The organism is Streptosporangium sp. NBC_01755, from assembly GCF_035917995.1.
GTDB lineage: Bacteria > Actinomycetota > Actinomycetes > Streptosporangiales > Streptosporangiaceae > Streptosporangium.
Genome location: NZ_CP109131.1, coordinates 5,784,614 through 5,810,311 on the forward strand (window position 1 = coordinate 5,784,614; position 25,698 = coordinate 5,810,311).

The following is a 25,698-nucleotide window of genomic DNA, read 5'->3' on the forward strand; positions in this document are numbered from 1 at the left end:
ACCCGCGATCAGCGCACCCCCGAACTGTAAAACGACCCGGCCCTCCTGTCCACGCCGTCCACCTCGGTGCCGGCGAGGGCCGCGCTCAATCCGCGCCGTACTCCTGCTGAGCACCTCCCGGAGGGCTCGTGGCACCGGGCGCGGGTCCTGACGGTGACGGCCCTGTCGCCTGTCCGGCGTGAGCGCCACCCACCGGACGCCACCCACCGGACGCCACCCACCGGACGCAGGACGTTCACCGCGTGGTCGTGGCAGGCTTCGCGCAGGAGGAGCGCAGGACGAGCTGGGCGCCCACCCGGTAGGCCCGGCCTGCCCGGCCCCTCTGGGCCGGGGCCGTCGACCGGTCGGTCCGTTCGATCTGCTGGAGCAGGAGGTTCATGGCGAGATCCCCGAGCTCGTGGGCCCCGTTGTCGACGACGGTGATGGGAGGCTGCCACCAGCGCAGCCAGGGGATGTCCTCGTAGCAGATCAGCGAGAGCTGCTCGGGAATGACGATGCCCGCACCGACGAGTGTGGGCAGCATGCCGAACACGGCCTCGTGGTTCGCGGCGAACAGCGCCGTCATCTCCGGGTTGCGGCGCAGCAGCCGCTCCGTCGCCTCGGCGCCGAAGGCGGAGTCGAACGGTCCGCGTTCGACGAGTGACTCGTCGACCTGACGGCCGCGTTCCCTCAGTGCCTGCTCGTAGCCGGCGAACCGCTCCAGTCCGGAGTTGGCGCTCAGCAGGCCGCCGATGAAGCCGATCCGCTCGTGACCCAGGTCGAGCAGGTGTGAGGTGGCCGCGTGGGCGCCCTCGCGGTCGGAGGCGAGCACCGACGGCGCGGCGCTCTCGGTGGCGGCGCGGATGACGTTGACGACCCCGATGCCCTCGGCGAGCAGCGCGTTGGCCATGGCCGTGTTCCTGCCCGTGCCTATCATGATCAGCCCGTCCACCCCGTGCGCGGCGAGGGTCCTGAGGAAGGACTCCTCCCGCCGCGGGTCCGCGTCGGTGATGCAGAGCATCACCTGGTATCCCTCGGCCGCGGCGCGACGCTGCACGACCTCGGCGATGGTGTGGAAGGACGCGTTGATGAGGTTGTTCAGCACCAGTCCCACGACATGGGACTGCTTGGAACGCAGTGCGCTGGCCGCGCGGTTGGGGCGGTAGCCCATCCGGTCCGCGACCTCCTTCACCGCCACCCGGGTCTCCGGGGCGATCAGCGGTGAGCCGCTCAGTGCGCGGGAGGCCGTGCTGCGTGACACCCCGGCTGCGGCGGCGACGTCCTTCAGCGTGATCGCCATTGTCCTTCTTCCTGGGATCGATCCCATCCGGGGGGAAATTTTGCCACAAGATCGCGAACACTTGGTGCGGTGCTGGGAAATTTAGCCAGGTTAAAAACACATTTCGGCCTTGACCTGAATCTCCTGAGTACTGCAACCTAATGCAAGCGATCCCAAAAAATGACTACAACATTGATCCCCGGGGGTTCCATGGACCGCGACGACGTCACCTGGCACGGCTACTGGCCGGCCGCGCCCACCCCTTTCACCAGCGAAGGCGGGCTGGACGAGGACGCGTGGCGTGCGCTGCTCCGGCTCTACGCCGCCCAGGGCGTGCACGGAGTCCTGGTCAACGGGAGCACCGGTGAGTGGTTCAGCCAGAGCGCGGCCGAGCGCCGCCGGGTCGCCGAGATCGCGGTGTCCGAGCTCTCCGGCAGGGTCCCGGTGGTCGTCGGCGTCACGGCCTACACCGCCGCAGAGGCGATCGAGTTCGCGCGGCACGCCGCCGAGGCGGGCGCGGACGGCGTGCTCGCCACGCCCCCGCCGTACGCGCACCCGGGGCCTCGGGACATCCTCGCCTTCTACCGGCAGGTCAGCTCCGCGACGGAGCTGCCGTTCATGGTCTACAACTGGCCGCGCGGGGTGGCCGTCGACATCTCCGCCCACCCCGGGCTGATGTCGAGACTGGCAGACCTGGACAACGTGGTGGCCATCAAGGACAGCACCGGTGACTGGCTGCGGATGCTCGGCACGGTTGAGGAGGTCGGCGACCGGGTCCGGGTGTTCGGCAGCTTCCTGCACCGGCGGGGCCTCGCCGTCCTGCTGGAACTGGGCGGGGACGGGAACATCGACGGTGGCGGCATGGGTGCCCCGTTCGCCGTCCCCTACTACGAGGCGGTCGCGGCAAAAGATCGCCAGGCGGCGCGCGGCTGGGTCGACCGGTACGCGGGGCTCTCCTCCCGGCTGATCAACCCCGACTACAGCGGCGTGTACGGCACGCCCATCGCCCAGCTCAAGGCAGCCATGGCGATGCTCGGCCAGCCGGGCGGGCACGTCCGCCCGCCGCTCCTGCCGATCACGGACCCGGAGAGGCTTGACGCGATCGGCGCCGTGCTGAAGGAGTCCGGCCTGGTCGAAGCCCTTTCCGGGGACAACGCGGACACCGTCTCGGGGCGGGCCGGGCGATGACAACGGCGCAGGGCCGCACCGGCCGGCGTGCCGGGCCGGGCCGGGCTCCGCAAACGGAGATCGTCGTCGACGGCGACTCCGTGCAGGCCGTCGACGGCATCAGCCTCGCCGCGGTTCTCGTCGGCGAGCGGCGGTGGAGCCTGCGGCGCAATCCGGTGGGCGGCGACCTTCGCGGCCCGTTCTGCGGGATGGGCGTGTGCTTCGAGTGCGAGGTGACCGTGGACGGTCGTCCGGGGGTCCGCGCCTGCATCACCAAGATCTATGCCGGCATGCGGGTCGAGACGGCCACAGAGGGGGAGGCTCCGCATGACCGCTGAGCACAGCGCGGCCACGTACGGCGAGGTCGTCGAACGGGATGTCGTGATCGTCGGCGGCGGTCCCGCGGGGCTCAGCGCCGCGGCCCGGCTTGCCTCCGCCGGTCTGGCCGTGACGATCCTCGACGAGCAGCCGGAACTGGGCGGGCAGTACTACCGGCGGCCCGCGCCTGCGGTGGCGAGGCAGTGGGGCGACCACCGGCCCGAGGGCGGCCGGCTGATCGCCCAGGTGCGCGCGGCCGGCGCCGAGTGCCGCACCGGCCATCTGGTCTGGGGCGTGGAGGACGACGGGCGCACGCTGCTCGCCTCCGACGACGCCGAGCATCCGGTGCGGTTGCGCGCCCGCTACCTCGTGCTGGCGACCGGCGCCTTCGAGCGGGTGTTTCCCTTCCCCGGCTGGCAGCTTCCCGGAGTGACCACCCCGGGCTTCGCCCAGCACCTGGCCGCGAGCGACCACACCACCGTCGGAGACCGGGTGGTCCTGGCCGGTTCAGGGCCGTTCCTGCTGCCGGTCGCCTGCTCGCTGATCGAACTCGGCGTGAGCGTGGCGGGAATCGCCGAGGCGGGCAGGCCGTACCGGCCGAGCCTGCGGGCGCTGGGCACGCTCGGCCACCCCGCGCGACTGCGCGAGCTGGCCTCCTACGCCGCGCGGCTGGCCCGCGCCCGGGTGCCGATCTGGCAGGAGACCGTCGTGCTCCGCGCCGACGGCCGCGACCGGGTCTCCTCGGTGACCCTCGCCGCCGCGGCCAGGCCCGCGCGTCCGGTCCGCACCGTCGAGGTGGACGCGCTCTGCGTCGGGTACGGCTTCCGTCCCCAGACCGACCTGGCCCGCATGCTGGGCTGCCAGGTACGGGTCGACGTGGCGAGCGGGGACGCGGTGCCGGTGACCGGCGCGGCGGGACGCGCCTCCCGGGCCGATGTGTACGTGGTGGGCGAGGCGGCGGGAATCGGCGGGGTGCACGCGGCGAAGGCCAGAGGGCTCGCCGCCGCGCACGACATCCTGACCCGTGAGGGCCGCTCGGCCGTACCGGTGTCCGAGGCCCGGCGGATGATGTCGGCCAGACGCCGTTTGGCACGTTTCACCGCACTGACCGACTCCCTCTACCCCGGCCCGGCGGCGCTGCTCGCCACGCTGGCGCCCGCGCTGCCCGCCGACACCGTGGTCTGCCGGTGTGAGGCGGTCCGCGCGGAGGAGATCCGCACCACCGCCGCGGGAAGCGCCGACGGCGACCTCAACGCGACCAAAGCCTGGACCCGCGCGGGAATGGGCCCCTGCCAGGGCCGGGAGTGCGGGTTCGCGGTCGCCGGACTGGTCCGGTCCGTCATGCCCGGCCGGGGCGTGGGCGACGGCGAGTCCCGGGTGGAGATCTTCCCCTCCCGGCTGCCGGTGCGCCCCGTCCCCCTCGCCACGCTGCTGGAGCTGGCCGGACCGGAATCGCAGAAAGGCGACGCATGAGCACGCGGACCGCGGACGCGGTGATCGTGGGAGCCGGGGTGCTCGGCGCCTCGGTGGCCAGCCACCTGGCCCGCAGCGGCCATCGGGTGCTCGTACTCGAACGCGGCGCCCCCGGCAGGGAGGGCTCCGGCACCACCGCCGGCAACCTGCACATGCAGGCCGTGCACACCAAGCGCCCCGGTCAGGCGGTGCCGCTGGACAGCGCGCGGTTCCTGCCGCTGCAGCGCGCCGCGAGCGACCGGTGGGAGACGCTGGAGGAGGAGCTGGAAACCTCGGTGGAGGTCCGCCGCACCGGTGGCTTCACCATCGCCGAGACCGAGGAGCAGTACCAGGAGCTGCGCGACAAGCACGGCTGGGAGGCCGCCGCCGGGATCCACACCGAGATCCTCGACGGGGACGCCGCGCGGGCCGCGCTGCCCCTGCTCGGACCGACGGTGGCCGCCGCCACCTGGTGTGACCTGGACGGCTACGCCAACCCGCTGAAGGTCACCCCCGCCTACCTGGACTCGGCGACCAGGCACGGCGGCCGGACCGTGGCGTTCGCGCCGGTCCGGCGGATCACCCGCAACGGCGACGGCTGGCGGGTGGTCGCCGGGCGCGGCGCCGCCGAGCGGGTGGTGGACACCCCCGTGGTGGTCGACGTCGCGGGGCCCTGGCTGGGGGAGATCGCGGCCATGGCCGGGATCACGCTGCGGATGACACCGGTGGCGATCCAGATGCACGCCACCGTGCGCTCGTCGGCCACCATGTCCCACCTGGTCCAGCACATCGGCGAGGGACTGTCGGTGAAGCAGGTCACCGCGGGCAACCTGCTGATCGGCGGCGGCTGGCCGGCCCTGAGCATGGACCTGGCCGGCCGGAGCGACGCCAGCCTGGACAGCCTGGTGGGCAACGTCGCGCTGGCGGTCCGGGTGCTGCCGTTCATCCGGGACCTGCGGCTGCTGCGGATGTGGGCCGGGCCGCTCGCGGCCACGCCCGACGAGATGCCGGTGATCGGCGAGGTGCCCGGCGCCCCCGGGTTCTACGTGGCCGGAGGCACCTACGCCTTCACCTTCGCCCCGCTGTGGGGGGAGACGCTGCGCTGCCTGATCGAGGGGAAGCCGCCGCCGGTCGACGTCTCCGACCTCGGCCCCGGCCGGCTGATGGAGCAGTGGAGCCAGGAAGACAACGGCCCCGAACAGGAAAACCACCAGGACAGAAGGAGCAAGCGGTGCTGACATCACCTCGGCTGCGGCCCACGTCGGAGCCCGAGACCCTCTGGCTGACCGGTGGGCACGTCGTGGACGTCCGATCAGGACGGATCCGCAGGAACGTCAACGTGCTCATCGCGGCCGGCCGGATCGAGAAGATCACGGCGGACGCCCCGCCCCCGGGAGCTCGGATCGTCGAGCTGGGCGGCAGGTACCTGATGCCCGGCCTGATCTCGGTGCACACCCACCTGTCGGTGCTCTACCCCTTCTCCGCCACCGACGAGTCGGAGAACCCCGGGCTGACCGCGCTGCGCGCGCTGTCCCGGGCGCAGGACGCCCTGGTCGCGGGGGTCACCACGATCCGCTGCGTGCACGAGCAGAACCGCGCCGACCTGCTGGTGCGCACCGCCGCGGACCAGGGCTGGGTGGCCGCGCCACGGATCGTCGGAGCGGGCCGGGCCATCTCCACCACCGGCGGCCACGGCAAGGGCGCCGACTGCTCCTACGCCGACGGGCACGACGGCTTCCTGCGCGCGGCCAGGCAGGAGCTGGACGCGGGCGCCGACCTGCTCAAGATCTTCATCACCGGCGGCATCGCCCACCAGGGAGAGTCGTTCACCGGCGCGCAGATGACCGCAGAGGAGATGCGGGCCGTGGTCCGCGCCGCCGAGGAGCACGGCAGTTACGTGACCGCGCACGCCGGCGCCGGCTCGGCGATCCGCGAGGCGCTCGCCGCCGGAGTCCGCGGCTACGAGCACGCCTACGACCTGGACGACGACACGGCCAGGCAGATGGCGGACCGGAGGGTGTTCCTCACCCCGACCCTGTGCGTCACCCGCTGCCCCGACTGGATGGCCGAGCACAGCTTCACGCCCTGGCAGATCGAGCGGGCGGTGGAGGTCGGCCCCGGCCACCTGGCCAGCATCCGGCGGGCGGTCGCGGCCGGCATCGCCGACCCGGACGACCCCGGCGCGCCGGGCATCACCATGCTCGCCGGCACCGACTACCCGCCGGGCGAGCCCATCGAGGACACCGTCGTGGCGGTCCGCGAGATGGAGTTCCTCACCGACGCGGGCCTCAGCCCCATCCAGGCGGTACGGGCCGGCACCTCCGAGGCCGCGCGCCTGGTCGGGCTGGCCGGCCAGGCCGGTGCCGTCGAGGAGGGCTACCTCGCCGACCTGATCGTCACCGAGCGCGACCCGCTGAGCGACGTCTCCGCGCTGCGCCGGATCCCCTTCGTCATGCAGGCCGGCCGGATCGTCCGCGACGACCTGCCGGTCGTCCCCGCCCCGCAGCAGGTCCCTGGAGGTGCCCTGTGAATTCCCCCGACACTCCGGCCGGACGTACCCGGTTCGCCGTGGACATCGGCGGCACGTTCGTCGACGCGATCGCCTACGACGAGGAGACCGGGCAGATCCGGCTGCACAAGGCCTCGACCACCCCCGGTGCCCCCGAGCAGGGCGTCCTGGACGCGGTGGGCGGCCTCGCCACCCGGCTGGACGGGGTGGAGGCGTTCGTGCACGGCACCACGCTCGGCCTGAACGCGATCCTGCAGCGCCGCGGCGCGAACCTCGGCATCATCACCAACGAGGGCTTCAGGGACCTGCTGGAGATCGCCCGCGCCAACGTCCCCGGCCAGCACATGTACGACTTCTCCTACGCCCCGCCGCCGCCGTTGGTGCCGCGCCGCCGGCGGATCGGCGTACCCTGCCGGATCGACGCGCAGGGCGACGTGCTGCAGGACCTGGACGAGGACGCCGTGCGCGAGGCCGGCCGGATCCTGGTCGAGGAGCAGGGACTGGCCTCACTGGCCATCTGCTTCCTGCACTCCTACGCCAACCCCGAGCACGAGCGGCGGGCCGCGCGCATCCTGCGCGAGCTCTACCCGGACGTGTCGATCTCGGTCTCCACCGACATCACCCGCGAGTACCGCGAGTACGAGCGGACCAGCACCGTCACCCTGGACGCCTACATCAGGCCGGTGCTGAGCGACTACATCGGCACCCTGGAGGCCAGGCTGACCGAGGCGGGGCTCACCCACCCGCTGCACATCATGCGCTCGGGCGGCGGCGCGATGACCGCGGAACTGGCCCGCCGCGCCCCGCTGATGACCGTGCTGTCCGGCCCCGCCGGGGGAGTGGTGGGCGCCTCCTTCCTGGCCCGCGAGCAGCGGCTGCCCAAGTTGATCTCCTTCGACGTCGGCGGCACCAGCGTGGACTGCTGCGTCATCGAGGACGGCGAGCCCGGCGAGGTGCACGAGGCGGGCATCGACGGCTTCCCGCTGCTCATCCCGATCTTCGACATCCGTACCGTGGGCGCGGGCGGCGGCTCGATCGCCTGGATCGACGAGGGGCTGCTCAAGGTCGGTCCGCACAGCGCCGGTGCCGTGCCGGGGCCGGTGGCGTACGGCGCGGGCGGCACCGAGCCGACCGTCACCGACGCCGCGCTGGTGCTCGGCTACCTGGACCCCGCCGCGTTCCTCGGCGGCGACATGTCCATCGACGCGGACGCGGCCCGCGCCGCGATCGAGGCCAAGCTGGCCGTTCCCCTCGGGGTGAGCGTGAACCAGGCCGCCGCGAGCGTCCTCCGGGTGCTGCTGGCCCGCATGGTCGGCGCGCTGCGTGAGATCACCGTGGAGCGGGCGCTGGATCCGCGCGAGTTCGCGCTGCTGGCCATCGGCGGCGCCGGACCGCTGCTCGGCCCGATGCTCGCCAGGGAGATGGGCATCGCCACCACGATCGTCCCGCAGGTGCCCGCCGCGTTCTCCGCCTTCGGCATGCTGATGTCCGACCTGGAGTACGAGTTCGCCGCCACCGTGCTGCGCTCCCTCGGCGACGACAGCCTGGCCGCCCTGGAGAGCGAGTTCGCCGACCTGGAGGCGCAGGGCGACGAGGTGCTGTCCGCGCAGGGCATCAAGCCGGAGGACCGCACCCTGATCCGCAGGCTGGACATCCGCTACCACGGCCAGGAGCACAGCCTCGGCATCGACCTGCAGCCCGGCGACACCGCAGCCACCGTGCTGGCCCGTTTCAACGCCCAGCACGAGGCGCGCTACGGCCACGCGATGGCCGACACCGGGCAGATCCTCACCCTGCGGGTGCGGGCGGTGGGACGGCTGGCCAAGCCGGCGCTGCGCGAGCCGGCGCCCGCCGGGCCCGGCGCCCCCGCGGCGGTCGGCGAACGGCCCGCCTTCGACGTCGCGGACGGCGAGATCGCCGTGTTCCCGGTCTACGACCGGACCACCCTGGCGCCCGGTCACGAGGTGAGCGGCCCGGCGATCGTCGAGGAGGGCACCTCGACGACGGTGATCTTCGGTGATCAGCGGCTCACCGTCGACACCTATGGACAGCTGCTGGTGACCGGTACCGGAGGAACCCTGTGAACAGCCCTGAGCGTCTGGACGGCGCGACCGTCGAGGTGATCCGCAACTACCTGGTCTCGGTGGGCGAGCAGATGCGCCGCACCCTGGTGCGGGCGGCCTTCAACCCGGTGATCTACGAGGTGCTCGACTTCGGTATCTCGATCTACAACGCCGACCTGGAGCTGACCGCCGAGGCCGCGGGGATCACCTCGTTCCTCGGTGCCAACGACCACGCCATCGTCAAGGGCGTGGAGTACGTCGGCCGGGAGAACTTCGCACCGGGCGACGTCTACCTGCTGAACTACCCGTACTGGAGCGGCGCGCACTCCTACGACGCGATGCTCTTCGCGCCGGTCTTCCGTGACGGGCACGAGGGTCCCGCGGCCTACCTCGCGGTGCGCGCGCACTGGATGGACCTCGGCGCCAAGTCCCCCGGCTACGTCCTGGACTCCACGGACATGCACCAGGAAGGTCTCATCTTCCCCGGCACCAAGATCGTGAGTCGTGGCGAGGTGGTCCGCGACATCGTCGAGCTCATCCGGTTCAACTCCCGGCTGCCCGACCTGACCATCGGCGACTTCCACGCCCAGCTCGCCGCCCTGCGTACCGGCGAGAACCGGCTGGCGCAGGTCTGGGAGAAGTTCGGCGGTGCGACCGTCGACCAGGCCATCAGGCAGGTCATCGAGCACGGCGAGCGGGTCGCCAGAAAGGCCCTGGCCGCGCTGCCCAACGGCACCTGGACTGCCTTCGACTACTGCGACGACGACGGCATCACCGAGGACCTGATCCGGATGGAGGTCAAGGTCACCATCGACGGCGACCGGATGGAGGTCGACTTCAACGGCTCCGACGGCGCGGTGGTGGGCCCGGTCAACCTGCCGATCGGCTCCACCGAGAGCCTGGGCAAGGCCATCTTCAAGGAACTGACCACGCCCAGGGAGCCCTCCAACGCCGGGCACTACCGGGCGCTGGAGGTCAAGGCCGATCCCGGCAACTTCTTCCACGCCGTCTACCCGGCCGCGACCTTCACCCAGTGGAGCGCCATCGTCGCGTTCGAGCTGATCCACAAGGCGCTGGCCCAGGTGATGGACTCGATCCCGGCCTCCTCCGGCGGTGACGAGCCGGGCTTCATGGCGCTCGGCCACGACCCGCGCACCGGCGCGGACTTCGTGATCAGCAACAACGAGGGCATCGGCTGGGGCGCGCGCAAGGACCGTGACGGCGCGAACGCCCAGCAGCACCCCTCCCAGAGCGTCGTCCGCAACACCCCGGTCGAGGTGCTGGAGCACAAGTCCACCGTGTTCCACGAGCGGCTGGAACTGATTCCCGACTCCGGCGGCGCCGGCCGGTTCCGTGGCGGCGTCGGCGTGCTCAGGCAGGTCCGCTACCTCGCCGACGGCGAGGTGCTCTCGATGAAGAAGAAGAGCAAGACCCGGCCCTGGGCGCTGGACGGCGGCCAGGAGCCCGAGCCCAGCGAGATGGTGCTGTGGCCGGAGACCGACCAGGCCAAGCGGGTCGGCATGTACCGGGCCGCGATGAAGGCCGGCGACCGGTTCGTGAACCGGACCGCCGGAGGCGGCGGCTACGGCGACCCCCTCGACCGCGACCCGGCCGCGGTGGTGGCCGATGTGCTGGACGGCTACGTCGGCGCCGAGGCCGCGGAGCAGTCCTATGGCGTGATCGTGGACGGCGACGGCTGGCGGCCCACGCCGGCCAGGGCCGCCCGAATCAAGAGTGAAGGGTAGACGACAGTGCACCGACCCCCCGCCACCCCGGTGGCACGTGGCCGCAGGAGCACGCTGGGCCTGACCTCCGTCGTGCTCGTCGGCGCGCTGGCCCTCGCGGCCTGCGGCCAGAGCACCTCGGGCGCCCCCGGCGGCTCCGGCGGCTCCGACGTCCGCAAGCAGACGCTGATCATCGCGGAGAACGAGCCGCCGGCCACCTTCGACCCGGTCCAGGCCGACAACTCGACCGTTGACGAGGTGTCCATCCCCGCCTACGACACCCTGGTCAAGTACGCCAAGGGCGGCGTGATCGCCCCCGCGGTGGCCACCGAGTGGACGTTCTCCAAGGACGGCAAGACCCTCGACCTGACGCTCCGCGACGACGTGACCTTCCACGACGGCACCAGGCTGACGGCCACCGACGTGAAGTACACGCTGGACCGGATCGGCAGGCTGCAGATGGGCGTCGCGTCGCTGATGACCGCCTACGACTCCGCCGAGGCCGTCGACGACACCCATCTGAAGATCAGTCTGAAGCAGCCCTACGCGCCGTTCCTGGGTGCGCTGTCGCGGGTCTACCTGCTCAACTCCAAGCTCGTCCAGGCCAACGCCGGCTCCGACGACGGCCGTCAGTGGCTGGCGGCCAACGGCGCGGGGTCCGGGCCGTACAAGCTGACCGGGTACACCCCCAACCAGGAGGCCAAGTTCACCCGGCACGACGGTTACTGGGGCGGTTTCACCAAGCAGGCCAAGGACGTGGTGATCCGCTACCTGCCGCAGGCGGCGACCCAGAAGACCGCGCTGAGCAACGGTGACGTGGACATCGCGATGGACATCGACCCCAACGACTGGGCCGGTCTCGAAAGCGGCGGCCATGTGGTGGACAAGGCCGACACCAACGTGCAGCTCTACGTCTTCTTCAAGATGAAGGACTCGCCGGCGGCCGACAAGGCGCTGCGCGAGGCCATCACCTACGCCTACGACTACGACCAGCACCAGTCGGCCATCCTCAAGGGTGCGGGCAAGAAGGCCGCCGGAGTGCTGGCGAGCACGATGGCCTGCGCCGACCCCACGGTCGCGCAGGCGGGCTACGACCTGGACAAGGCCAAGAGCATCCTGGACGCCGCCGGTCTGAAGAACGTCACGCTGACGATGAGCTACCTCAAGGCCACCGCCGAGATGGAGCAGGCGGCCACGCTGCTCCAGTCCGACCTCGCCAAGATCGGGGTGAAGGTCGAACTGTCGGCGGTCACCTACCCGCAGTACGTCGAGATGCTCAAGAGCAACGAGACCACGCCCGACCTCGGCATGATCTACGGCTTCCCGCCCTACCCGGACCCGGACTCCGTGCTGCACCTGCAGTTCAACTCGAAGTTCATCAACAACGGGCAGAACAGCGGCGGCTACCACAACCCGAAGGTCGACAAGCTGGTCGAGGACGCTCAGAAGCTGACGGATGAGGAGGCCCGCTGCGCCCTCTACAAGGAGGCCCAGCAGACCATCGCGGCCGACCACCCCTCGATCAACATGTCCAACCCGCAGTACGTGACGGTTCACCGCAAGGGGCTCACCGGCTACGCCTATGACCCCGCGCACCACCAGACCGTGGACGTCTACCAGGTGCAGGTCGGCTGACCCGCCGGGCTCGGCGCGGCCCTCCGCGCCGAGCCCGCCCATCATCGGAGATCACCACTGAGGGGAGGTACCCCATGGCTCGTTTTCTGCTACGGCGGCTCGTGACCAGCGTCATCGTGCTGGCAGGCCTGGCCGTCGTCACCTTTCTGATGACCCAGGTACTGCCCGGCGACCCGGCCAGGACCGCCGCGGGGCGTAACGCGACCGCCGAACAGGTGGCACAGGTACGGATCCAGCTCGGCCTTGACCGGCCTCTGTGGCAGCAGTTCACGGGGTATCTGGACCGGCTGCTCCACGGCGACCTGGGCGTCTCGGTGTTCACCCAGCGGCCGGTGCTCGACGACATCGCGGCCATGCTGCCCTCCTCGGTGGAACTCGTGCTCGCCGCGATGGCGATCAATATCGTGGTGGCGGTACCGCTGGGCGTGTACGCCGCCTACCGGCGAGGCCGGCCGGCCGACATCGCGGCCCGGCTCATCGCCCTGCTGGGCGCGGCGGTCCCGGTCTTCTGGCTGGGCCTCATGCTCCAACTCGTCTTCGCCGCGGAACTCAGGCTGCTGCCGCTGACCGGCCAGCTCGCCTTCGGCCAGGACGTGCCGAGGATCACCGGAATGACCTCACTGGACGCGCTGCTCGGCGGGAACCTGCCCGCCTTCGGCGACGCCCTGCGACACCTGATACTTCCCGCCCTCACGCTGGCCGCCTCGTTCGTCGCGGTGGTGGCCCGCACGGTACGCTCCTCAATGATCACCGCGCTGGACTCCGACTACATCACGCTGGCCCGGGCGACCGGCGCCTCGGAGTTCCGCGTGGTGGTACGGCACGGCCTGCGCAACGCCATGGTCCCGGCCAGCACGATTCTCGGCATGCAACTCGGCTGGATGCTCGGCTCCACGGTCCTGGTGGAATCCATCTTCGGCAGGACGGGAATCGGCGCCCACGCGGTCGCCGCCGTCCTGCAGAGCGACCTCTACACCGTGATCGGCACGGTTCTCGTGATCGGAGTGGTCTTCGTGGTGGCGAACATCGCCGTGGACCTGATCCAGCTCTGGCTCAACCCGCGACTGCGCAGGACGAAGCGCCGCACGGGCGAGCCGGCCGTACCCGCTCTCGCGGAGGTGAACGCGTGAGCGCCGGAGCCACGGCGGTCACCGGCGCGCGCCGCCGTATCCTGCCCCGCGTCCCGATCGTCGAGCGCGCCGCGGTGACGGTGGCCGTGGCGATGGTGCTCCTCGCCGTCATCGGGCCGCTGATCGCGCCGCACGACCCCTACGCGGTCGACCTGTCCAAGGCCCTGCTGTCCCCCTCGGGCGACCACTGGTTCGGCACCGATGCCAGCGGCCGTGACGTGCTCAGCCGGGTCCTGTCCGGCGCGCGGGTCACCCTGCCCGCCACGATGATAGTGATCGTCGCCGCGGCGCTGATCGGGACCGTGGTCGGCACGGTCGCGGCCCTCGGCGGGAAGGTCGTCGACGAGGTGCTGATGCGGATCACCGACATCGGCCTCTCGCTCCCGTCGATCATCCTGGCCCTCGGCCTGGCCGCCGCACTCGGCTCCGGCCTGCAGTCCGCGGTGATCGCCCTCTCCCTCACCTGGTGGCCCGGCTACGCGCGGCTGGTGCGCACGCTGGTCCGCGACGTCAAGGACGCCGAGTACGTCGACGCGGCCAGGATGCTCGGCGTCTCCAGGACCCGTCTCGTCTTCCGGCACATCCTGCCCAACGCGCTGAACACCCTGTACGTGCAGACCACGCTGGACGTCGCCGCGGTGATGCTGGTCATCTCCGGCCTGTCCTTCGTCGGCGTCGGCGCGCAGGTGCCGTCCGCCGAATGGGGGGCGATGATCGCCGCGGCGGCCAACAACCTCACCAACGGCTGGTGGGCGGTGGCCTTCCCCGGCCTGGCCATCATGCTGACCGCGATCTCCTTCAACCTGCTGGGCGACTGGCTGCGGGTGCGCAACGACCCGACGATCCGCGAGGGGGCCGGCCGATGACGGACACACCACTGCTCGCCGTACGAGATCTGCGGGCGAGCTTCCCCGGGCCCGAGGGGCCGGTCGAGGTCGTGCACGGCGTCGACCTGGAGCTGGCACGCGGCGAGAAGGTCGCGCTGGTCGGCGAGTCCGGATCCGGCAAGTCGGTCACCGCGCGAGCCGTACTGCGGCTGGACGCCGGCGCCACGCTGACCGGGCGGATCGCGCTGGACGGCACCGACCTGCTGACGCTGCCGCCGCGCCGGATGCGCGAGATCCGCGGTTCGGGGGTCGGCCTGGTCTTCCAGGACCCGCTCGCCTCGCTCAACCCGGTGATGACGATCGGCTGGCAGATCATGCAGCCGCTGGTCATCCGAGGGGTGTCCAAGAAGGTCGCCAGGCGGCGCGGCGTCGAGCTGCTCTCCCGGCTGGGCGTGCGCGACGCCGAGCAGCGCTTCGACGACTACCCCCACCAGTTCTCCGGCGGGATGCGGCAGCGGGTGGTGATCGCCATCGCGATCATCGCGGAACCCGCGCTGCTCATCGCCGACGAGCCGACCACCGCACTCGACGTGCGGGTCCAGGCGCAGGTGCTGCGGCTGCTGCACGAACTGGCCGACGAGCGGGACATGGCGGTCCTGCTGATCACCCACGACCTGGGCATCGTGGCCGGGTTCGCCGAGCGGCTGGTGGTGATGCGCCACGGCCTGGCGGTGGAGAGCGGCCCGGTCGATGAGGTCTACGCCCGGCCCCGCCACCCCTACACCAGGGCGCTGCTCGCGGCCGTGCCCCGGATCGGGGGCGACCTGTCCCGGCCGCTGGCCACCATCGGCTCCGCGACCGGGGAAGTGGCCGGGGAAGCGGCCGGGGAAGCGGCACAGGAAGGAACGGTGAGCCGGGCATGAGCGAGCCCCTGCTGCGGGTGCGGAACCTGGTCAAGACGTTCGAGGGCAGGCGCGTGCTGGACGACGTCTCCTTCGACATGATGCCGGGCGAGGTGCTCGGCCTGGTCGGGGAGTCGGGCTCCGGCAAGTCCACCACCGCGCGGTGCGTGGCGCGGCTGACCGAACCGGACTCCGGCCGGGTGGAACTCGGCGGGCGCGACGTGCTGGCGGCCGGCCGCGGGGAGCTGCGCTCCCTCCGTCGCGAGATGCAGATGGTGTTCCAGGACCCGTACTCGTCGCTGAACCCCCGGATGACCGTGGCCGAGCTGCTTGAGGAGCCGCTCGTCGTGCACGGTCTTGAGCCGGACCGGCGCCGGCGCAGGGAGCGCGCGGCGGCCCTGCTGGAGACGGTGAGCATGTCCGCCGAGCACCTGGACCGCTACCCCAGGTCGTTCTCCGGCGGGCAGCGCCAGCGCATCGCCATCGCCAGGGCCCTGGCGGTCGAGCCCCGGCTGCTCATCTGCGACGAGCCGATCTCCTCCCTGGACGTCTCGGTCCAGGCCCAGGTGCTCAACCTGCTCCGGGACCTGCGGCTGCGGCTGAACCTGTCGATCCTGTTCATCGCGCACGATCTGGCGGTCGTCTACTACCTCTGCGACCGGATCGCGGTCATGGAGCAGGGACGGCTCGCTGAGATCGGCACCCGGGAGCAGGTGTACGGGGCGCCGGAGCACCCCTACACCCGGTCGCTGCTGGCGGCCGTCCCGATCCCCGACCCCGCCGCCGAGCGTGCCCGCCGCGCGGCCGAACCTCAGTACTGAAGGAGGACCCGTGGAGAATCTGCGGATGTTCGTCAACGGCCAGGCGATGTCGGGCGGCAGCCTGAACACCGCGCTGAGCGGCGCCCGGTTTGTCGGACCCGTCGAGACCGCCCCCCGCTACCGGTTCTACTCGGTGCGCGACGAGTTCCCCGGCCTGTACCCGGTGACCTCCGACGGGTACGCCGTGCCCGGCGAGCTGTACGAGGTGAGCTACCAGATCCTGCGCGAGCACCTGCTGCCGAACGAGCCCGAGGAGCTGGAGCTGAGCGTGATCGAGCTCGCCGACGGCAGCGGATCGCTGTCCATGCGGATGCGCGACGAGTCGCTGACCCTGCCGGGGGTCACCGACATCAGCACGGCCGGCGGCTGGCGCGCCTACCTCGCGTCCGGCCGGACGCAGGGCGAGATCGGCCGGACGCAGGGCGCGGTCGGATGAGAGACGCCGAGCTGGTGGTGCGGGGCGGCACGGTGGTCGAGGCGGGCTGGTCCGCCCCCGCCGACGTGTTCGTGGCCGGTGGTGTCGTCGTCGCCCTGGCCGAGCCGGGCACGCCCGCGCCGGGCAGCGCGGCCGAGGTCGACGCGACCGGGCGGCTGGTCATGCCGGGCGGGGTGGACCCGCACTGCCACGTCGGCTTCACCTCCGGCGACTTCACCTCGCTCGACGACTACACCAGGTGCACGACGGCCGCGGTGTTCGGCGGCACCACCACGATCGTGGACTTCGCCATCCCGCGGCCCGGCCAGGCACCTGCCGACGCGGCGTACGCCCAGCGGGCCAAGGCCGCCCAGGGGCTGTGCGACAGTGCCCTGCACGCCTGCGTCGTGGAGTGGGACGAGACCGTGCCCGACCAGCTCGGCGCGCTGGTCGCGGACGGCATGCCCACGGTGAAGATGTTCACCACATACCGCGGCGAGACCATGGCGGGCGAGGACACGATCCTGCGGACCATGAGGACGCTGCGCGACCTGGGCGGCATGGTGGTGATCCACTGCGAGGCCAACCACATCATCGAGGACACCCAGGAGCGGTGCGCGGCGAGCGGCAGGATCGGCGCCGGGCACATGGCCGCGACCCGCCCCGAACTGGCCGAGACCGCCTCGGTGGCCGAGGTGCTGGCCATCGCCGAGTCGCTGCGGGCACCGGTCTACTTCGTGCACCAGTCCACCGCCGAGGCGGTCGAGCTGGTGGCGGCGGCCAGGCGGCGCGGCGTGCCGGCGTTCACCGAGTCGGTCGCCCACCACCTGGTGCTGGACGACGGCAACTATGACGGCCCCGCCCCGGAGCGGTTCGTCTGCTGCCCGCCGCTCCGCTCCCGCCAGGCCGTCGACGCGCTGGGACGCCACCTGTTCACCGGGGAGATCACCACGATCGGCAGCGACCACTGCTGCTACGACCTGGCGCAGAAGGAGTCGCGGCGCACCGACGTGCGGGCCATGCCCAACGGCCTGCCCGGGGTGGAGACCCGGCTACCGGTGATCTTCTCCGAGTACGTCGCCGGGGCAGGGCTGCCCGCCACCCGGTTCGTCGAGCTGACCGCCGCCAACCCGGCCAGGACCAACGGCCTGTACCCGCGCAAGGGCACGCTGATGCCGGGCTCGGACGCCGACATCGCGATCTGGGATCCGGCCGCCCGGTGGCGGGTGAGCGCCGGCGACCTGCACATGGCGACGGACTACACGCCGTACGAGGGCATGACCCTGACCGGCAGGCCGCGGACCGTCCTGGTCGGCGGCCGGGTCGTGGTCCACGACGGCATCCTGGTCGACCCCGTCCCCCGCGGCCGGCACCTGTCCGCCGGACCGATCTCGCTCACTCCGGCACTGGGGCGCACGGCTCCGTGACGACGCTCACTCCGGCACTGGGGCGCACGGCTCCGTGACGACGCTCACCCCGGCACTGGGGCGCACGGCTCCGTGACGACGGCGCCCCGGTCGGCACCTGCCGGCCGGGGCGATATATGCCCCCGCCTTCCGGGCGCGTTCACGGTCCGGATCCGCGCGTCGCGCCCAGCGCGGTGAGCCCAGCGCGTGGGGCGCCGGGCTCGTGTCGCGATTGGCGGGGTAGGCGGTCCGCCGGACAGCGGAGCGACGATAGCCATGAGGAGGACGACGCGCGCCGCGTCGTCGCCTAACGTTCCCGTCCTCGCCCCGCCCGCCCAGGTGCGGGCCGGAACGCAAGGGAAGATCTCATGCCATCGCTCTCCAATCCACTCGGTTTCCGCAGATGGGCCGCAGGGGTGTGCCTCATCGTCGCGCCGCTCCTCTACATCGCGGGCGCCATCGTCGACCCGGCCCTGCGGCAGGGCGGTGACACCACCGGCGTCTACGGCAGGTATCCGGAGCAGGTCTCGGTCAGCGCCTCGCTGCTGCACTGGAGTTGGGTGCTGATGATCCCGGGAATCATCGGGATGATCCACCTCATCCGGCACCGGGGAGTCGTCTTCGGCCACCTCGCCGGCGGTCTCGCGCTGCTCGGCGTGGTGAACTTCTCCGGGCTGATGCTGGTGGACTTCTTCTACTCCCGGCTCGAACGCGCCCTGGGCGGGCGGCAGGGCGAGATGCTCGCCGAGCAGGCGCTCTCCGATCCCGGCGCCACCTTCGGGTTCCAGATCCCGGGCTTCCTCGGGCTGCTCGGCCTGTTCCTGCTCGGGCTGGCCCTGGCCTACGCCGGCCACGGGCCGTGGTGGGCACCCTTCGCGATCATCGCGGGCGTCTTCGGCACCCTGATCTTCCCGATCGGCACGGCCGTGGGCGGCCTGCTCTACCTGGCCGGTTCCGGGGTGATCGGGCTGCGGATGCTGCGGATGAGCGACGCGGAGTGGGCCGGGCGGGAGGCGGCTCAGCCGGTCGCCGCCGAGATGTCCAGCGGGAACCGGGCGGCCACCCGGTAACCGCCGCCCGGGACGGGACCGGTGGACAGCTCGCCACCGTGCATCTCGGTCCGCTCGCGCATCCCGACCAGGCCGTGTCCACCCGAGGGCTGCCCGTCCAAGCGCTGCCCGTCCAAGCGGTATCCGTCTGGGCCGTGCCCGCCGGCCGGGGGAGGGCCGACGCCCGTGCCGTCGTCGGTGATCTCCACATCCAGTCCGGTCGGGCCGTGGGCGATGACGACGTCGGCACCGGTGGCGGGGGAGTGCTTCAGCACGTTCGTCAGAGCCTCCTGGATCACCCGGTAGGCGGAGAGCGCGAGTCCCGGCGGCAGGGGGCGCGGCTCGCCGATGATCTGGAGACGGACGTCCAACCCGGCCTCCCTGACCTGCGCGACCAGCTCGTCCAGCCGCTCCAGGCCCGGCTGGGAGGCGCCGGGGTCCGGATCGCCGGTCCCGCGGAGCACTCCCAGCATGAGCTGGAGCTCCTCGACCGCCTCGCGGCCGGCCCGCTCGACCCCGAGCAGCATGTCGCGCTCCCGCTTGTGCTCCTCACCGAGCCGCATCCGCACCCCGCCGGTGTGCAGGGTCATCACGCTCACATTGTGCGAGACGATGTCGTGGAGCTCCCTGGCGATCCGGGTCCGTTCCTCCGCCACCGCCAGCCGGGCTCGCTCCTCGCGTTCCATCTCAAGGCGGATGGCGTGTTCCGCCAGCCGCAACGTCCGGTCTATCTGGCGACGCAGCAGGATGCCGCTTCCGTACGCCACGCCGATGAAGACGGCTGTGATCATGACTTCGGCGATGTCGTTGCTCTGGAACGTCTGCATCTGCAGGCCGGCGTACGTCGCCAGCACGCACGCCAGCCCCGCGATCCCGCGGCGGCTCCGCAGCTCCGCGGCGCTGGCCACGGTGTGGACGAGGATGAGCGTCGAGTAGAAGTGCCAGGCGGCGTAGTATTCGTCGCCCGCCACCACCCGCACGGCCAGGCCGTTCGAGATCAGCGCGAGGAGCAGGGCCGTGGGGAACCTGCGCCGGAGCAGCAGCAGCGTCCCGGCGACGACCGCCCCCACCGCCAGCGGCACCGGATCGCTGATCTGGCCGGGCTGGGAACCCTGGCGGCCGAAGGACTCGACGAGGCCGGTGATCCCCACGGCGAGGGAGAGAAGGAGATCCAGCCAGGTCGGCCGCCAGTCGCCGAGCAGTCTTCTCAGCACGGCAGGTTCCGCTGCCCGGGCCGCACGACCCCGGCCTCGTAGGCGAACACGACGGCCTGGGTCCGGTCGCGCAGGCCGAGCTTGTGCAGCAGCCGGGCGACGTGGGTCCTGATGGTCGCGTCGCCCACCTGGAACTCGCGCGCGATTTCGAGGTTGGAGAGCCCTCTGGCGAGCAGGCGCAGCACCTCCAGCTCACGCGGGGTGAGCGTGGCCAGCTCGGGCGGCGCGACCGGCTCGTGGTGCGCGGTGAACGAGGCGATCACCCGCGTGGTGGCCGCCGGGTCGATGAGCGCGTCGCCGGCCGCCACCACCCGTACCGCCTCGATGAGCTGCTCGGGGGGCGAGGTCTTGAGCAGGAAACCGTTCACTCCGATACGGAGCGAGGCGTGCAAATTCTCGTCGGTGTCGAAGGTGGTCAGTATGACGATCCTGGGTGGATGCGGGTCCGCGAGCAGCCGCCGGGCGGCGCCCAGACCGTCCAGCCGGGGCATCGCGATGTCCATCAGCAGCACGTCCGGTCGCAGTCGCCGGGTCACGGAGAGGGCCTCCAGCCCGTCGGTGGCCTCCCCGACGACCTCGATGTCCGCGGCGGTCTCCGCGACGAACCGCAGTCCGGTGCGGATCATGGCCTGGTCGTCCGCGATGACCAGTTTGATCCTCGCGAGACCGTTTGTCCTACCAGGCATGCGCAGCAGACTACAGAGGTCGATCGCCTAGCGGCGACCCTCCCCGGAAGAGACGCGGGCCGACCCGGGCTCCGCCGTGTGGCGGACCCGGGCTCCGCCGTGTGGCGGACGGAGCGCGGGGTGGGTGTTCGAGATTCACCGGACGTGTCGCGCCGGCTGTGGTGTGCGGCTGCCGCGTCGGAGAGGGGTTTCGTCGACCACCGCGGCGGACGAGAGCAGTCCAGGATCCGCGTCACAGGAGTCGGCGGGCGAGGGGCAGCCTGGTCCGAGTGATCAGCGCCCCCACAGATGCCAGAACGGGCAGCCCCACCACCACGGCGATCACGAATGGCCACGGTATGGCGATCGTGGCGGGATCTCCGGCGGCGTGCGTCGTCATCGGCCGGCTCAGGGCCACGCCCGTCACCATCCCCGCGGCCAGCCCCACCAGCGCGCCGAGCCCGGAGATGTAGAGGGCCTGGCCGGCCACGACCACGCGCAACGTCCCCCCGACGTGGGCCGGTCGAGCCCGCCCGCGAGGTTGAGCAGGGTCGGCTTGCCGGACCCGGACGGGCCCATGACCGCGACCAGCTCCCCCGCGTCGACCGCGAGGCTCACGCCCTTCAGGGCCGGGTCAAGTTGACGGCGTGTACGGCCGTCTCCCCTTCGCCGTGGACTCTGGCCACCTCAACCAGCTGTACGACCGTCATCTTTCCTCCTTGAGAACGGCCTCGCAGTGATCCAGCCACCGTTGCTCGGCCTCGGTCTGGAAGATCATGGAATCGAGCACGAGCCGCTGGGCCGTGCCTTCCGTGGCGGCTCGCTTGGCCCTGGTCAGCTGCTGGAGGGCGCGCATGGTCGCAGTACGCTGCTTGCGGACGACCTCGGCGACGTTCACCTCCTTGGCGGCGACGGCCATGGCCAGCTTGATGACCAGCTCGTCCCGCGGCCGGTCGGACTGGACGACGGGGGTGCTGAACCATCGCATCATTTCCGCCCGGCCGGCCGCGGTGATCGTGTAGACGACCCGGCCCTGCTCGTCCGACTCCCCTGGCTTGACCAGACCGTCGCGCTCCATGCGGGACAGCGTCGTGTAGACCTGGCCGATGTTGAGCGGCCAGGTCGCCCCGGTCGACGCCTCGAATTCCACCCGCAATTGGTAGCCATGCCGGGGCCCCCTGCTGAGCAGGGCGAGCAGCCCGTGCCTGATCGACATGGATACTAAGTATGCATACGCAGTATGCGCTTCTCAAGGGGATCTGCCGCATTTCTGCACAAGCCGCGGCGTTTCACGTCACCAACCGCCGTCGCACTCGCGTTTCGATCAAGCGCCCGAAATATGATCTTCACTGCCGGGCGGAGTGAACCCGCAGTCGGTTGCCGACACCGCCCAGGGTGTCCGCCGCTCGGTGAGTCGCCGAGCCCGGCCGGGGCCGAGGAGCCGGTGCCGCTGCTCACGGCGATCGCCGATCCGGTGAGGTGACAGCGGCGGTACCGGTCGAACTGAGATTCATCTCAGGTTTGATTACTGTTCATTTAGGCGTTATGCCACGGTCCTTCTTATGATCGACCGCTATGAAGACTGACGCTGGGAACAATCTCCGCAGCCGGCTGCTTGGCGCGACCGTGTCGCTGGGCGTGGGGGCCGGAGCCGTTGCCTGGCTTTCGCCGGAGGGCACGGGCGGGGCCGGTCCGGCGAAGGTCGTGGAAGGCGTTTCGGCCTCCGGGTACAGGTTGGTGACCAAGGCGGTGGCGAACGCGCCCTCGTGGGCGAGTACCGCGATGGAGATAGCCACCGACGGCACCCTCGTGCTCCTCGGGCTGCTGCTCGTCCTGGTGTGGTGGACCGCTCTGCGCCGCGGGGACGCGCGCGGTGTCGCCGGAACCGTCATGATCGGCGTGGGCACCGTCGCCGCCTATGCGATCAGCGAGACGGTGAAGCTGACGGTGATCGAGGAACGCCCCTGCCGGGTGGTACGGGGAGCCGCGGCGGCGATCGCGGAGTGCCCCGAGGTGGGGGACTGGTCGTTTCCGAGCAACCACGCCACCCTGGCCGCCGGACTCGCGGTCGGGCTGGCCCTGTTCCGTCCCCGCCTCGCCGCGGTGACCCTGCCGCTGGCCGCGGTGGCGGCGCTGCTGCGGGTGATGGTGGGAGTTCACTACCCGCACGACGTGCTCGCCGGTGTGATCCTCGCCGCAGGCGTGGTGGCGGCGGTGCTGCTCGCGCTCACGCCACCGGCGGTGCTGCTCGCGCTCACGCCACCGGCGGTGCGGCTGGTGTCGCCGCTGATCGAACGCCTGGGCCGGAACGATTCCGCCCCCGAGGGCCGGTACGGGCGCCGTCCGGCCGCCCACGCGGGCAGGCACCGAGCCGGCCCGGACTTCGGCCGTTCCCTCCAGTACGGGCGGCCGACGGGGGCTCCGCCTGCTGGGCCGGATCACTTCCGTCCTTTCCGGGCCGACCTCCCGCAGGCGTCGGACAACGGCCACCACAGCGGACGCTTTTGATCCCGGACCTTTTGGTCCGGGGCCGAAGGAGCCGTTGCACGACGTTGAACATCCGTTTCCGGGAGGCGCGAAAGGCCGGCACTACGATGAGAACGGTGGCCGCACGGGGATTCGCCGACCTCTTCCGCGCTCTTCCGCGCGGTGGGCGGACTCGAAGAGCCCGTACGGAGTTCGCCCTGAGCACTGCGGGCGATCACACGGACCGACGGGGAAGGCTCCGATGGACGAGGCCGGGCTGCAGAGGCTCGTGGACCAGGTCGTGCTCGACATGGGGGCCGCGTTCGGAGCGGCGACGGTCGTGCTCGGAGACCGGCTGGGCCTGTGGAAGGCGATGGTGGGGGCGGGCCCGCTCAGCCCCGGTGACCTGGCCTGGCGCACCGGCACCAACGAGCGGCTCGTCGCCGAATGGCTCGCGGCCCAGGCATGCGCCGGATACGTTCGCTACCGGGACGGCGCCTACACGCTGACCGACGAGCAGGCGACGGTGTTCGCCGACGAGACCAGCCCGGTGTTCATGACCGGGCTCGCCGAACTGATCTCCTCCGTCTACCGCGACGAGGCCGGGATCGCGGAGGCCTACCGAGGTGCCAGGGACCTGGCCTGGTCCGACCACGACCGGGCGCTGTTCAACGGCACCGAGCGGTTCTTCCGCCCCGGATACGCCGCCCACCTGCGAGACAGCTGGATTCCCGCACTCTCGGGCGTCGAGGAGAAGCTGACCGCCGGGGCCCTGGTGGCCGACGTCGGCTGCGGGCACGGCGCCTCGACCATCGTGCTGGCGGAGGCGTACCCGAACTCGCGTTTCACCGGCTTCGACGCGCACGTGCCCTCGATCGTGCGGGCCCGCGAGCTGGCACTGCAGGCCGGGGTCACGGACCGGGTGAGTTTCGAGGCGGCCTACGCCGCCGACTACTCAGGGGCCGGCTACGACCTGGTCTGCCTGTTCGACTGCCTGCACGACATGGGCGACCCCGTTGCCGCGCTACGGCACGTGCACTTCACCCTGGCACCCGACGGCACCGTGCTGCTGGTCGAGCCGTTCGCGCACGGGCGGCTGCCGGACGACCTCAACCCGGTGGGCCGGCTCTTCTTCAACGCCTCGGCCACCATCTGCGTACCCAACGCGCTTGCCCAGGGCGGCACCGAGGCCCTGGGCGCGCAGGCCGGGCGGGACCGGCTCTTCGAGGTGGCCCGGCAGGCGGGTTTCACCCGGACCTGCCAGGCCACCGCCACCCCGTTCAACCTGGTACTGGAACTGAAGCCGTAGCGGCTGTCCGGTCTTCGCCGGCCCCCGTGGGTCAGGACACCCGGGACGGTCCGGCGGTCCAGGTGTCGCAGGCGGCGGGGGAGAGCGCGCGGTAGCCGCGTTCGAACCAGCGGACCCGGTTGGCGCCGCTGCCGTGGGTGCGGCGCTCACCCTCGTCACCGCTGGCGCGGAGCTTCTCGGACAGTGCCTTCCAGTCCTGCTCGGTACGCGGCAGGGAGTCCCGTACGCTGCCCAGGAACACCCCCGACAGGCAGTCGGCCTGGAGCTCGTAGCGGCGGCGGAGTTCGAACTGGTGGGGGAGGTCGGCGCGGGCGCGCCTCTCGAAGTGGTCCCTGACGCCGGTGAGGTTCTGCAGGTGGTGGCCGTACTCGTGGGCCGCCACCTTGAAGGGGTACAGGTCGGTGCGGTCCTCGATCCAGGCATCGGTGAGTGGGAACACCAGCGTGGCCCGTTCCGTGCAGTAGAAGGCGTCCGCGCCTTGGGGCCAGGGTATTCCGCAGACACGTCGCGCGGGTTCGGAGTAGAGGCGGACCGTGGGCGTGCGGAACCGCAGCCCGGCCCGAGCGAAGTGGGCGGACCACGAGGTGTTCAGACATCTCATGACCGCGAGGAGATACTCGCCCGGCTGTGGAATACCTCGGTCGATGAGCGGCGGCTCCGGGCACGAGGTGACCGCCAGCCTGCCGGACTTCAGCAACGAGGGCTTGGGCGCGGAGGCCTGCGCGATTCCGGCGGGCAGGATGGCAAGACACACGGCGGCCAGGAGAGCCCACCGCCGGAGAGATCGCCGGGAAGCGGTGCTTGGGGGGACGAAGCGCATGATCGGACAGCTTAGAACTCCCGGTGCCTTCGCTGTGCACGCGGCTCGCGAGAGCAGCGATCAGCGCGTTGAGGCGCTGTCCCACCCTCGCGCCGTCAAACTCACCTCGTCCGCAGCCTGGCGGACGTTCCCCGGCGGCACGCCGAAGGTCCGTTTGAACGCCCGGCAGAACGCCGCCTCGGACTGGTAGCCGAAGCGGCGGGCGACCGCCGAGAGCGGCTCCGCTGTCCGCCGAAGGTGCGTACGGGCCAGTTGCATGCGCCAGTGGGCGAGATAGCGCATGGCGGACTCGCCGACCAGGTCGGTGAAGCGCGCTGAGAAGGCCGAGCGCGACATGCCGACCTCCTGCGCGAGCGAGGCGACGCTCCACTGCCGTTCGGGCGCGCGGTGGATCAACGCGAGCGCCCGCCCCACCTGCTCGTCGCGCAGGGCGGCCAGCCAGCCCTGGTTCGCCTCGGGCGCCGAGTCGAGCCAGGAACGGATCGCCTGGATGACGAGGATGTCGGCGAGCCGGGTGATGACGGTCTCGCCACCGCCTGTGACATACG

25 protein-coding genes are annotated in these 25,698 nt (G+C 71.5%); 17 read left to right on the forward strand and 8 right to left on the reverse strand.

All coding sequences use genetic code 11. The features are described from left to right. Positions 1-235: 235 nt before the first annotated feature. Positions 236-1,279 (reverse strand): LacI family DNA-binding transcriptional regulator, encoded by a 1,044-nt coding sequence (locus tag OG884_RS27590; protein ID WP_326637632.1) that lies wholly within the window; start codon positions 1,277-1,279, stop codon positions 236-238. 189 nt (positions 1,280-1,468) lie between these two features. Here OG884_RS27590 and OG884_RS27595 point away from each other — a divergent pair, with 189 nt between their 5' ends. The 15 genes from OG884_RS27595 to OG884_RS27665 all read left to right on the forward strand — a co-directional run bounded on the left by OG884_RS27595 (position 1,469) and on the right by OG884_RS27665 (position 18,697). Further along, positions 1,469-2,446, forward strand: a complete 978-nt coding sequence (locus tag OG884_RS27595; protein WP_326637633.1) for a dihydrodipicolinate synthase family protein — start codon at positions 1,469-1,471, stop codon at positions 2,444-2,446. Then, complete coding sequence (locus tag OG884_RS27600) at positions 2,443-2,763, forward strand: (2Fe-2S)-binding protein (protein ID WP_326637635.1); 321 nt, start codon at positions 2,443-2,445, stop codon at positions 2,761-2,763. The genes OG884_RS27595 and OG884_RS27600 overlap by 4 nt, the downstream gene beginning before the upstream one ends. Beyond that, complete coding sequence (locus OG884_RS27605) at positions 2,753-4,216, forward strand: FAD/NAD(P)-dependent oxidoreductase (RefSeq protein ID WP_326637636.1); 1,464 nt, start codon at positions 2,753-2,755, stop codon at positions 4,214-4,216. Before OG884_RS27600 ends, OG884_RS27605 begins: the two co-directional genes overlap by 11 nt. Next, on the forward strand, positions 4,213-5,433 hold the full coding sequence (locus OG884_RS27610) for an NAD(P)/FAD-dependent oxidoreductase (RefSeq protein WP_326637637.1): 1,221 nt from the start codon (positions 4,213-4,215) through the stop codon (positions 5,431-5,433). Before OG884_RS27605 ends, OG884_RS27610 begins: the two co-directional genes overlap by 4 nt. Next, positions 5,427-6,725: an amidohydrolase family protein gene (locus OG884_RS27615; protein ID WP_326637639.1), complete on the forward strand. Its 1,299-nt coding sequence runs from the start codon at positions 5,427-5,429 to the stop codon at positions 6,723-6,725. Before OG884_RS27610 ends, OG884_RS27615 begins: the two co-directional genes overlap by 7 nt. After that, positions 6,722-8,788 carry a hydantoinase/oxoprolinase family protein gene (locus OG884_RS27620; RefSeq protein WP_326637641.1) on the forward strand — a complete coding sequence of 689 codons (2,067 nt, stop codon included), beginning with the start codon at positions 6,722-6,724 and terminating at the stop codon, positions 8,786-8,788. The genes OG884_RS27615 and OG884_RS27620 overlap by 4 nt, the downstream gene beginning before the upstream one ends. Further along, on the forward strand, positions 8,785-10,512 hold the full coding sequence (locus OG884_RS27625) for a hydantoinase B/oxoprolinase family protein (protein ID WP_326637642.1): 1,728 nt from the start codon (positions 8,785-8,787) through the stop codon (positions 10,510-10,512). The genes OG884_RS27620 and OG884_RS27625 overlap by 4 nt, the downstream gene beginning before the upstream one ends. 6 nt (positions 10,513-10,518) lie before the next feature. Then, on the forward strand, positions 10,519-12,126 hold the full coding sequence (locus OG884_RS27630) for an ABC transporter substrate-binding protein (RefSeq protein ID WP_326637643.1): 1,608 nt from the start codon (positions 10,519-10,521) through the stop codon (positions 12,124-12,126). A 74-nt stretch (positions 12,127-12,200) separates the two neighbouring features. After that, the gene (locus OG884_RS27635; protein WP_326637645.1) at positions 12,201-13,256 is read left to right on the forward strand and encodes an ABC transporter permease; all 1,056 of its coding nucleotides are present in this window, start codon (positions 12,201-12,203) and stop codon (positions 13,254-13,256) included. Continuing rightward, complete coding sequence (locus tag OG884_RS27640; protein WP_326637647.1) at positions 13,253-14,122, forward strand: ABC transporter permease; 870 nt, start codon at positions 13,253-13,255, stop codon at positions 14,120-14,122. Before OG884_RS27635 ends, OG884_RS27640 begins: the two co-directional genes overlap by 4 nt. Then, positions 14,119-15,006 carry an ABC transporter ATP-binding protein gene (locus OG884_RS27645; protein ID WP_326637649.1) on the forward strand — a complete coding sequence of 296 codons (888 nt, stop codon included), beginning with the start codon at positions 14,119-14,121 and terminating at the stop codon, positions 15,004-15,006. The genes OG884_RS27640 and OG884_RS27645 overlap by 4 nt, the downstream gene beginning before the upstream one ends. Continuing rightward, positions 15,003-15,806 carry an ATP-binding cassette domain-containing protein gene (locus tag OG884_RS27650; RefSeq protein WP_326637650.1) on the forward strand — a complete coding sequence of 268 codons (804 nt, stop codon included), beginning with the start codon at positions 15,003-15,005 and terminating at the stop codon, positions 15,804-15,806. The genes OG884_RS27645 and OG884_RS27650 overlap by 4 nt, the downstream gene beginning before the upstream one ends. Before the next feature lie 10 nt (positions 15,807-15,816). After that, positions 15,817-16,242: an allophanate hydrolase-related protein gene (locus OG884_RS27655; protein WP_326637652.1), complete on the forward strand. Its 426-nt coding sequence runs from the start codon at positions 15,817-15,819 to the stop codon at positions 16,240-16,242. Continuing rightward, a complete protein-coding gene (gene hydA, locus OG884_RS27660) occupies positions 16,239-17,648 on the forward strand; it encodes a dihydropyrimidinase (RefSeq protein WP_326637654.1) in 1,410 nt (469 codons plus the stop codon). The genes OG884_RS27655 and hydA overlap by 4 nt, the downstream gene beginning before the upstream one ends. A 347-nt stretch (positions 17,649-17,995) precedes the next feature. Next, positions 17,996-18,697 carry a hypothetical protein gene (locus tag OG884_RS27665; protein ID WP_326637656.1) on the forward strand — a complete coding sequence of 234 codons (702 nt, stop codon included), beginning with the start codon at positions 17,996-17,998 and terminating at the stop codon, positions 18,695-18,697. Here OG884_RS27665 and OG884_RS27670 read toward each other — a convergent pair. The 5 genes from OG884_RS27670 to OG884_RS27690 all read right to left on the reverse strand — a co-directional run bounded on the left by OG884_RS27670 (position 18,646) and on the right by OG884_RS27690 (position 21,771). Beyond that, the gene (locus OG884_RS27670) at positions 18,646-19,890 is read right to left on the reverse strand and encodes a sensor histidine kinase (protein ID WP_326637657.1); all 1,245 of its coding nucleotides are present in this window, start codon (positions 19,888-19,890) and stop codon (positions 18,646-18,648) included. The two genes, OG884_RS27665 and OG884_RS27670, sit on opposite strands and share 52 nt — an antisense overlap. Then, on the reverse strand, positions 19,884-20,576 hold the full coding sequence (locus tag OG884_RS27675; protein WP_326637659.1) for a response regulator transcription factor: 693 nt from the start codon (positions 20,574-20,576) through the stop codon (positions 19,884-19,886). Before OG884_RS27675 ends, OG884_RS27670 begins: the two co-directional genes overlap by 7 nt. 232 nt (positions 20,577-20,808) lie before the next feature. Then, positions 20,809-21,051 (reverse strand): hypothetical protein, encoded by a 243-nt coding sequence (locus tag OG884_RS27680; protein ID WP_326647117.1) that lies wholly within the window; start codon positions 21,049-21,051, stop codon positions 20,809-20,811. Then, on the reverse strand, positions 20,979-21,134 hold the full coding sequence (locus OG884_RS37665) for a hypothetical protein (RefSeq protein WP_326830301.1): 156 nt from the start codon (positions 21,132-21,134) through the stop codon (positions 20,979-20,981). The genes OG884_RS27680 and OG884_RS37665 overlap by 73 nt, the downstream gene beginning before the upstream one ends. A 127-nt stretch (positions 21,135-21,261) precedes the next feature. Beyond that, positions 21,262-21,771, reverse strand: coding sequence for a PadR family transcriptional regulator (locus OG884_RS27690; protein ID WP_326637661.1), 510 nt, complete (start codon positions 21,769-21,771; stop codon positions 21,262-21,264). Positions 21,772-22,130: 359 nt separating this feature from the next. Here OG884_RS27690 and OG884_RS27695 point away from each other — a divergent pair, with 359 nt between their 5' ends. Further along, positions 22,131-23,063: a phosphatase PAP2 family protein gene (locus OG884_RS27695; protein ID WP_326637662.1), complete on the forward strand. Its 933-nt coding sequence runs from the start codon at positions 22,131-22,133 to the stop codon at positions 23,061-23,063. A gap of 220 nt (positions 23,064-23,283) precedes the next feature. Then, positions 23,284-24,330, forward strand: a complete 1,047-nt coding sequence (locus OG884_RS27700) for a class I SAM-dependent methyltransferase (protein WP_326637664.1) — start codon at positions 23,284-23,286, stop codon at positions 24,328-24,330. Positions 24,331-24,361: 31 nt separating this feature from the next. Here OG884_RS27700 and OG884_RS27705 read toward each other — a convergent pair whose 3' ends face one another. Then, positions 24,362-25,084: a neutral zinc metallopeptidase gene (locus OG884_RS27705; RefSeq protein ID WP_326637665.1), complete on the reverse strand. Its 723-nt coding sequence runs from the start codon at positions 25,082-25,084 to the stop codon at positions 24,362-24,364. A gap of 126 nt (positions 25,085-25,210) precedes the next feature. Beyond that, the gene (locus tag OG884_RS27710; protein WP_326637668.1) at positions 25,211-25,564 is read right to left on the reverse strand and encodes a helix-turn-helix transcriptional regulator; all 354 of its coding nucleotides are present in this window, start codon (positions 25,562-25,564) and stop codon (positions 25,211-25,213) included. Positions 25,565-25,698 lie beyond the last annotated feature (134 nt).

What these genes read in the sequence shown, in the direction of transcription:
- OG884_RS27590 (WP_326637632.1), bottom strand. Translation starts at nt 1,279, where the DNA reads ATGGCGATCACGCTGAAGGACGTCGCCGCCGCAGCCGGGGTGTCACGC.
- OG884_RS27595 (WP_326637633.1), top strand. Translation starts at nt 1,469, where the DNA reads ATGGACCGCGACGACGTCACCTGGCACGGCTACTGGCCGGCCGCGCCC.
- OG884_RS27600 (WP_326637635.1), top strand. Translation starts at nt 2,443, where the DNA reads ATGACAACGGCGCAGGGCCGCACCGGCCGGCGTGCCGGGCCGGGCCGG.
- OG884_RS27605 (WP_326637636.1), top strand. Translation starts at nt 2,753, where the DNA reads ATGACCGCTGAGCACAGCGCGGCCACGTACGGCGAGGTCGTCGAACGG.
- OG884_RS27610 (WP_326637637.1), top strand. Translation starts at nt 4,213, where the DNA reads ATGAGCACGCGGACCGCGGACGCGGTGATCGTGGGAGCCGGGGTGCTC.
- OG884_RS27635 (WP_326637645.1), top strand. Translation starts at nt 12,201, where the DNA reads ATGGCTCGTTTTCTGCTACGGCGGCTCGTGACCAGCGTCATCGTGCTG.
- OG884_RS27645 (WP_326637649.1), top strand. Translation starts at nt 14,119, where the DNA reads ATGACGGACACACCACTGCTCGCCGTACGAGATCTGCGGGCGAGCTTC.
- OG884_RS27650 (WP_326637650.1), top strand. Translation starts at nt 15,003, where the DNA reads ATGAGCGAGCCCCTGCTGCGGGTGCGGAACCTGGTCAAGACGTTCGAG.
- hydA (WP_326637654.1), top strand. Translation starts at nt 16,239, where the DNA reads ATGAGAGACGCCGAGCTGGTGGTGCGGGGCGGCACGGTGGTCGAGGCG.
- OG884_RS27665 (WP_326637656.1), top strand. Translation starts at nt 17,996, where the DNA reads ATGCCATCGCTCTCCAATCCACTCGGTTTCCGCAGATGGGCCGCAGGG.
- OG884_RS27675 (WP_326637659.1), bottom strand. Translation starts at nt 20,576, where the DNA reads ATGCCTGGTAGGACAAACGGTCTCGCGAGGATCAAACTGGTCATCGCG.
- OG884_RS37665 (WP_326830301.1), bottom strand. Translation starts at nt 21,134, where the DNA reads ATGGGCCCGTCCGGGTCCGGCAAGCCGACCCTGCTCAACCTCGCGGGC.
- OG884_RS27690 (WP_326637661.1), bottom strand. Translation starts at nt 21,771, where the DNA reads ATGTCGATCAGGCACGGGCTGCTCGCCCTGCTCAGCAGGGGGCCCCGG.
- OG884_RS27695 (WP_326637662.1), top strand. Translation starts at nt 22,131, where the DNA reads ATGAAGACTGACGCTGGGAACAATCTCCGCAGCCGGCTGCTTGGCGCG.
- OG884_RS27700 (WP_326637664.1), top strand. Translation starts at nt 23,284, where the DNA reads ATGGACGAGGCCGGGCTGCAGAGGCTCGTGGACCAGGTCGTGCTCGAC.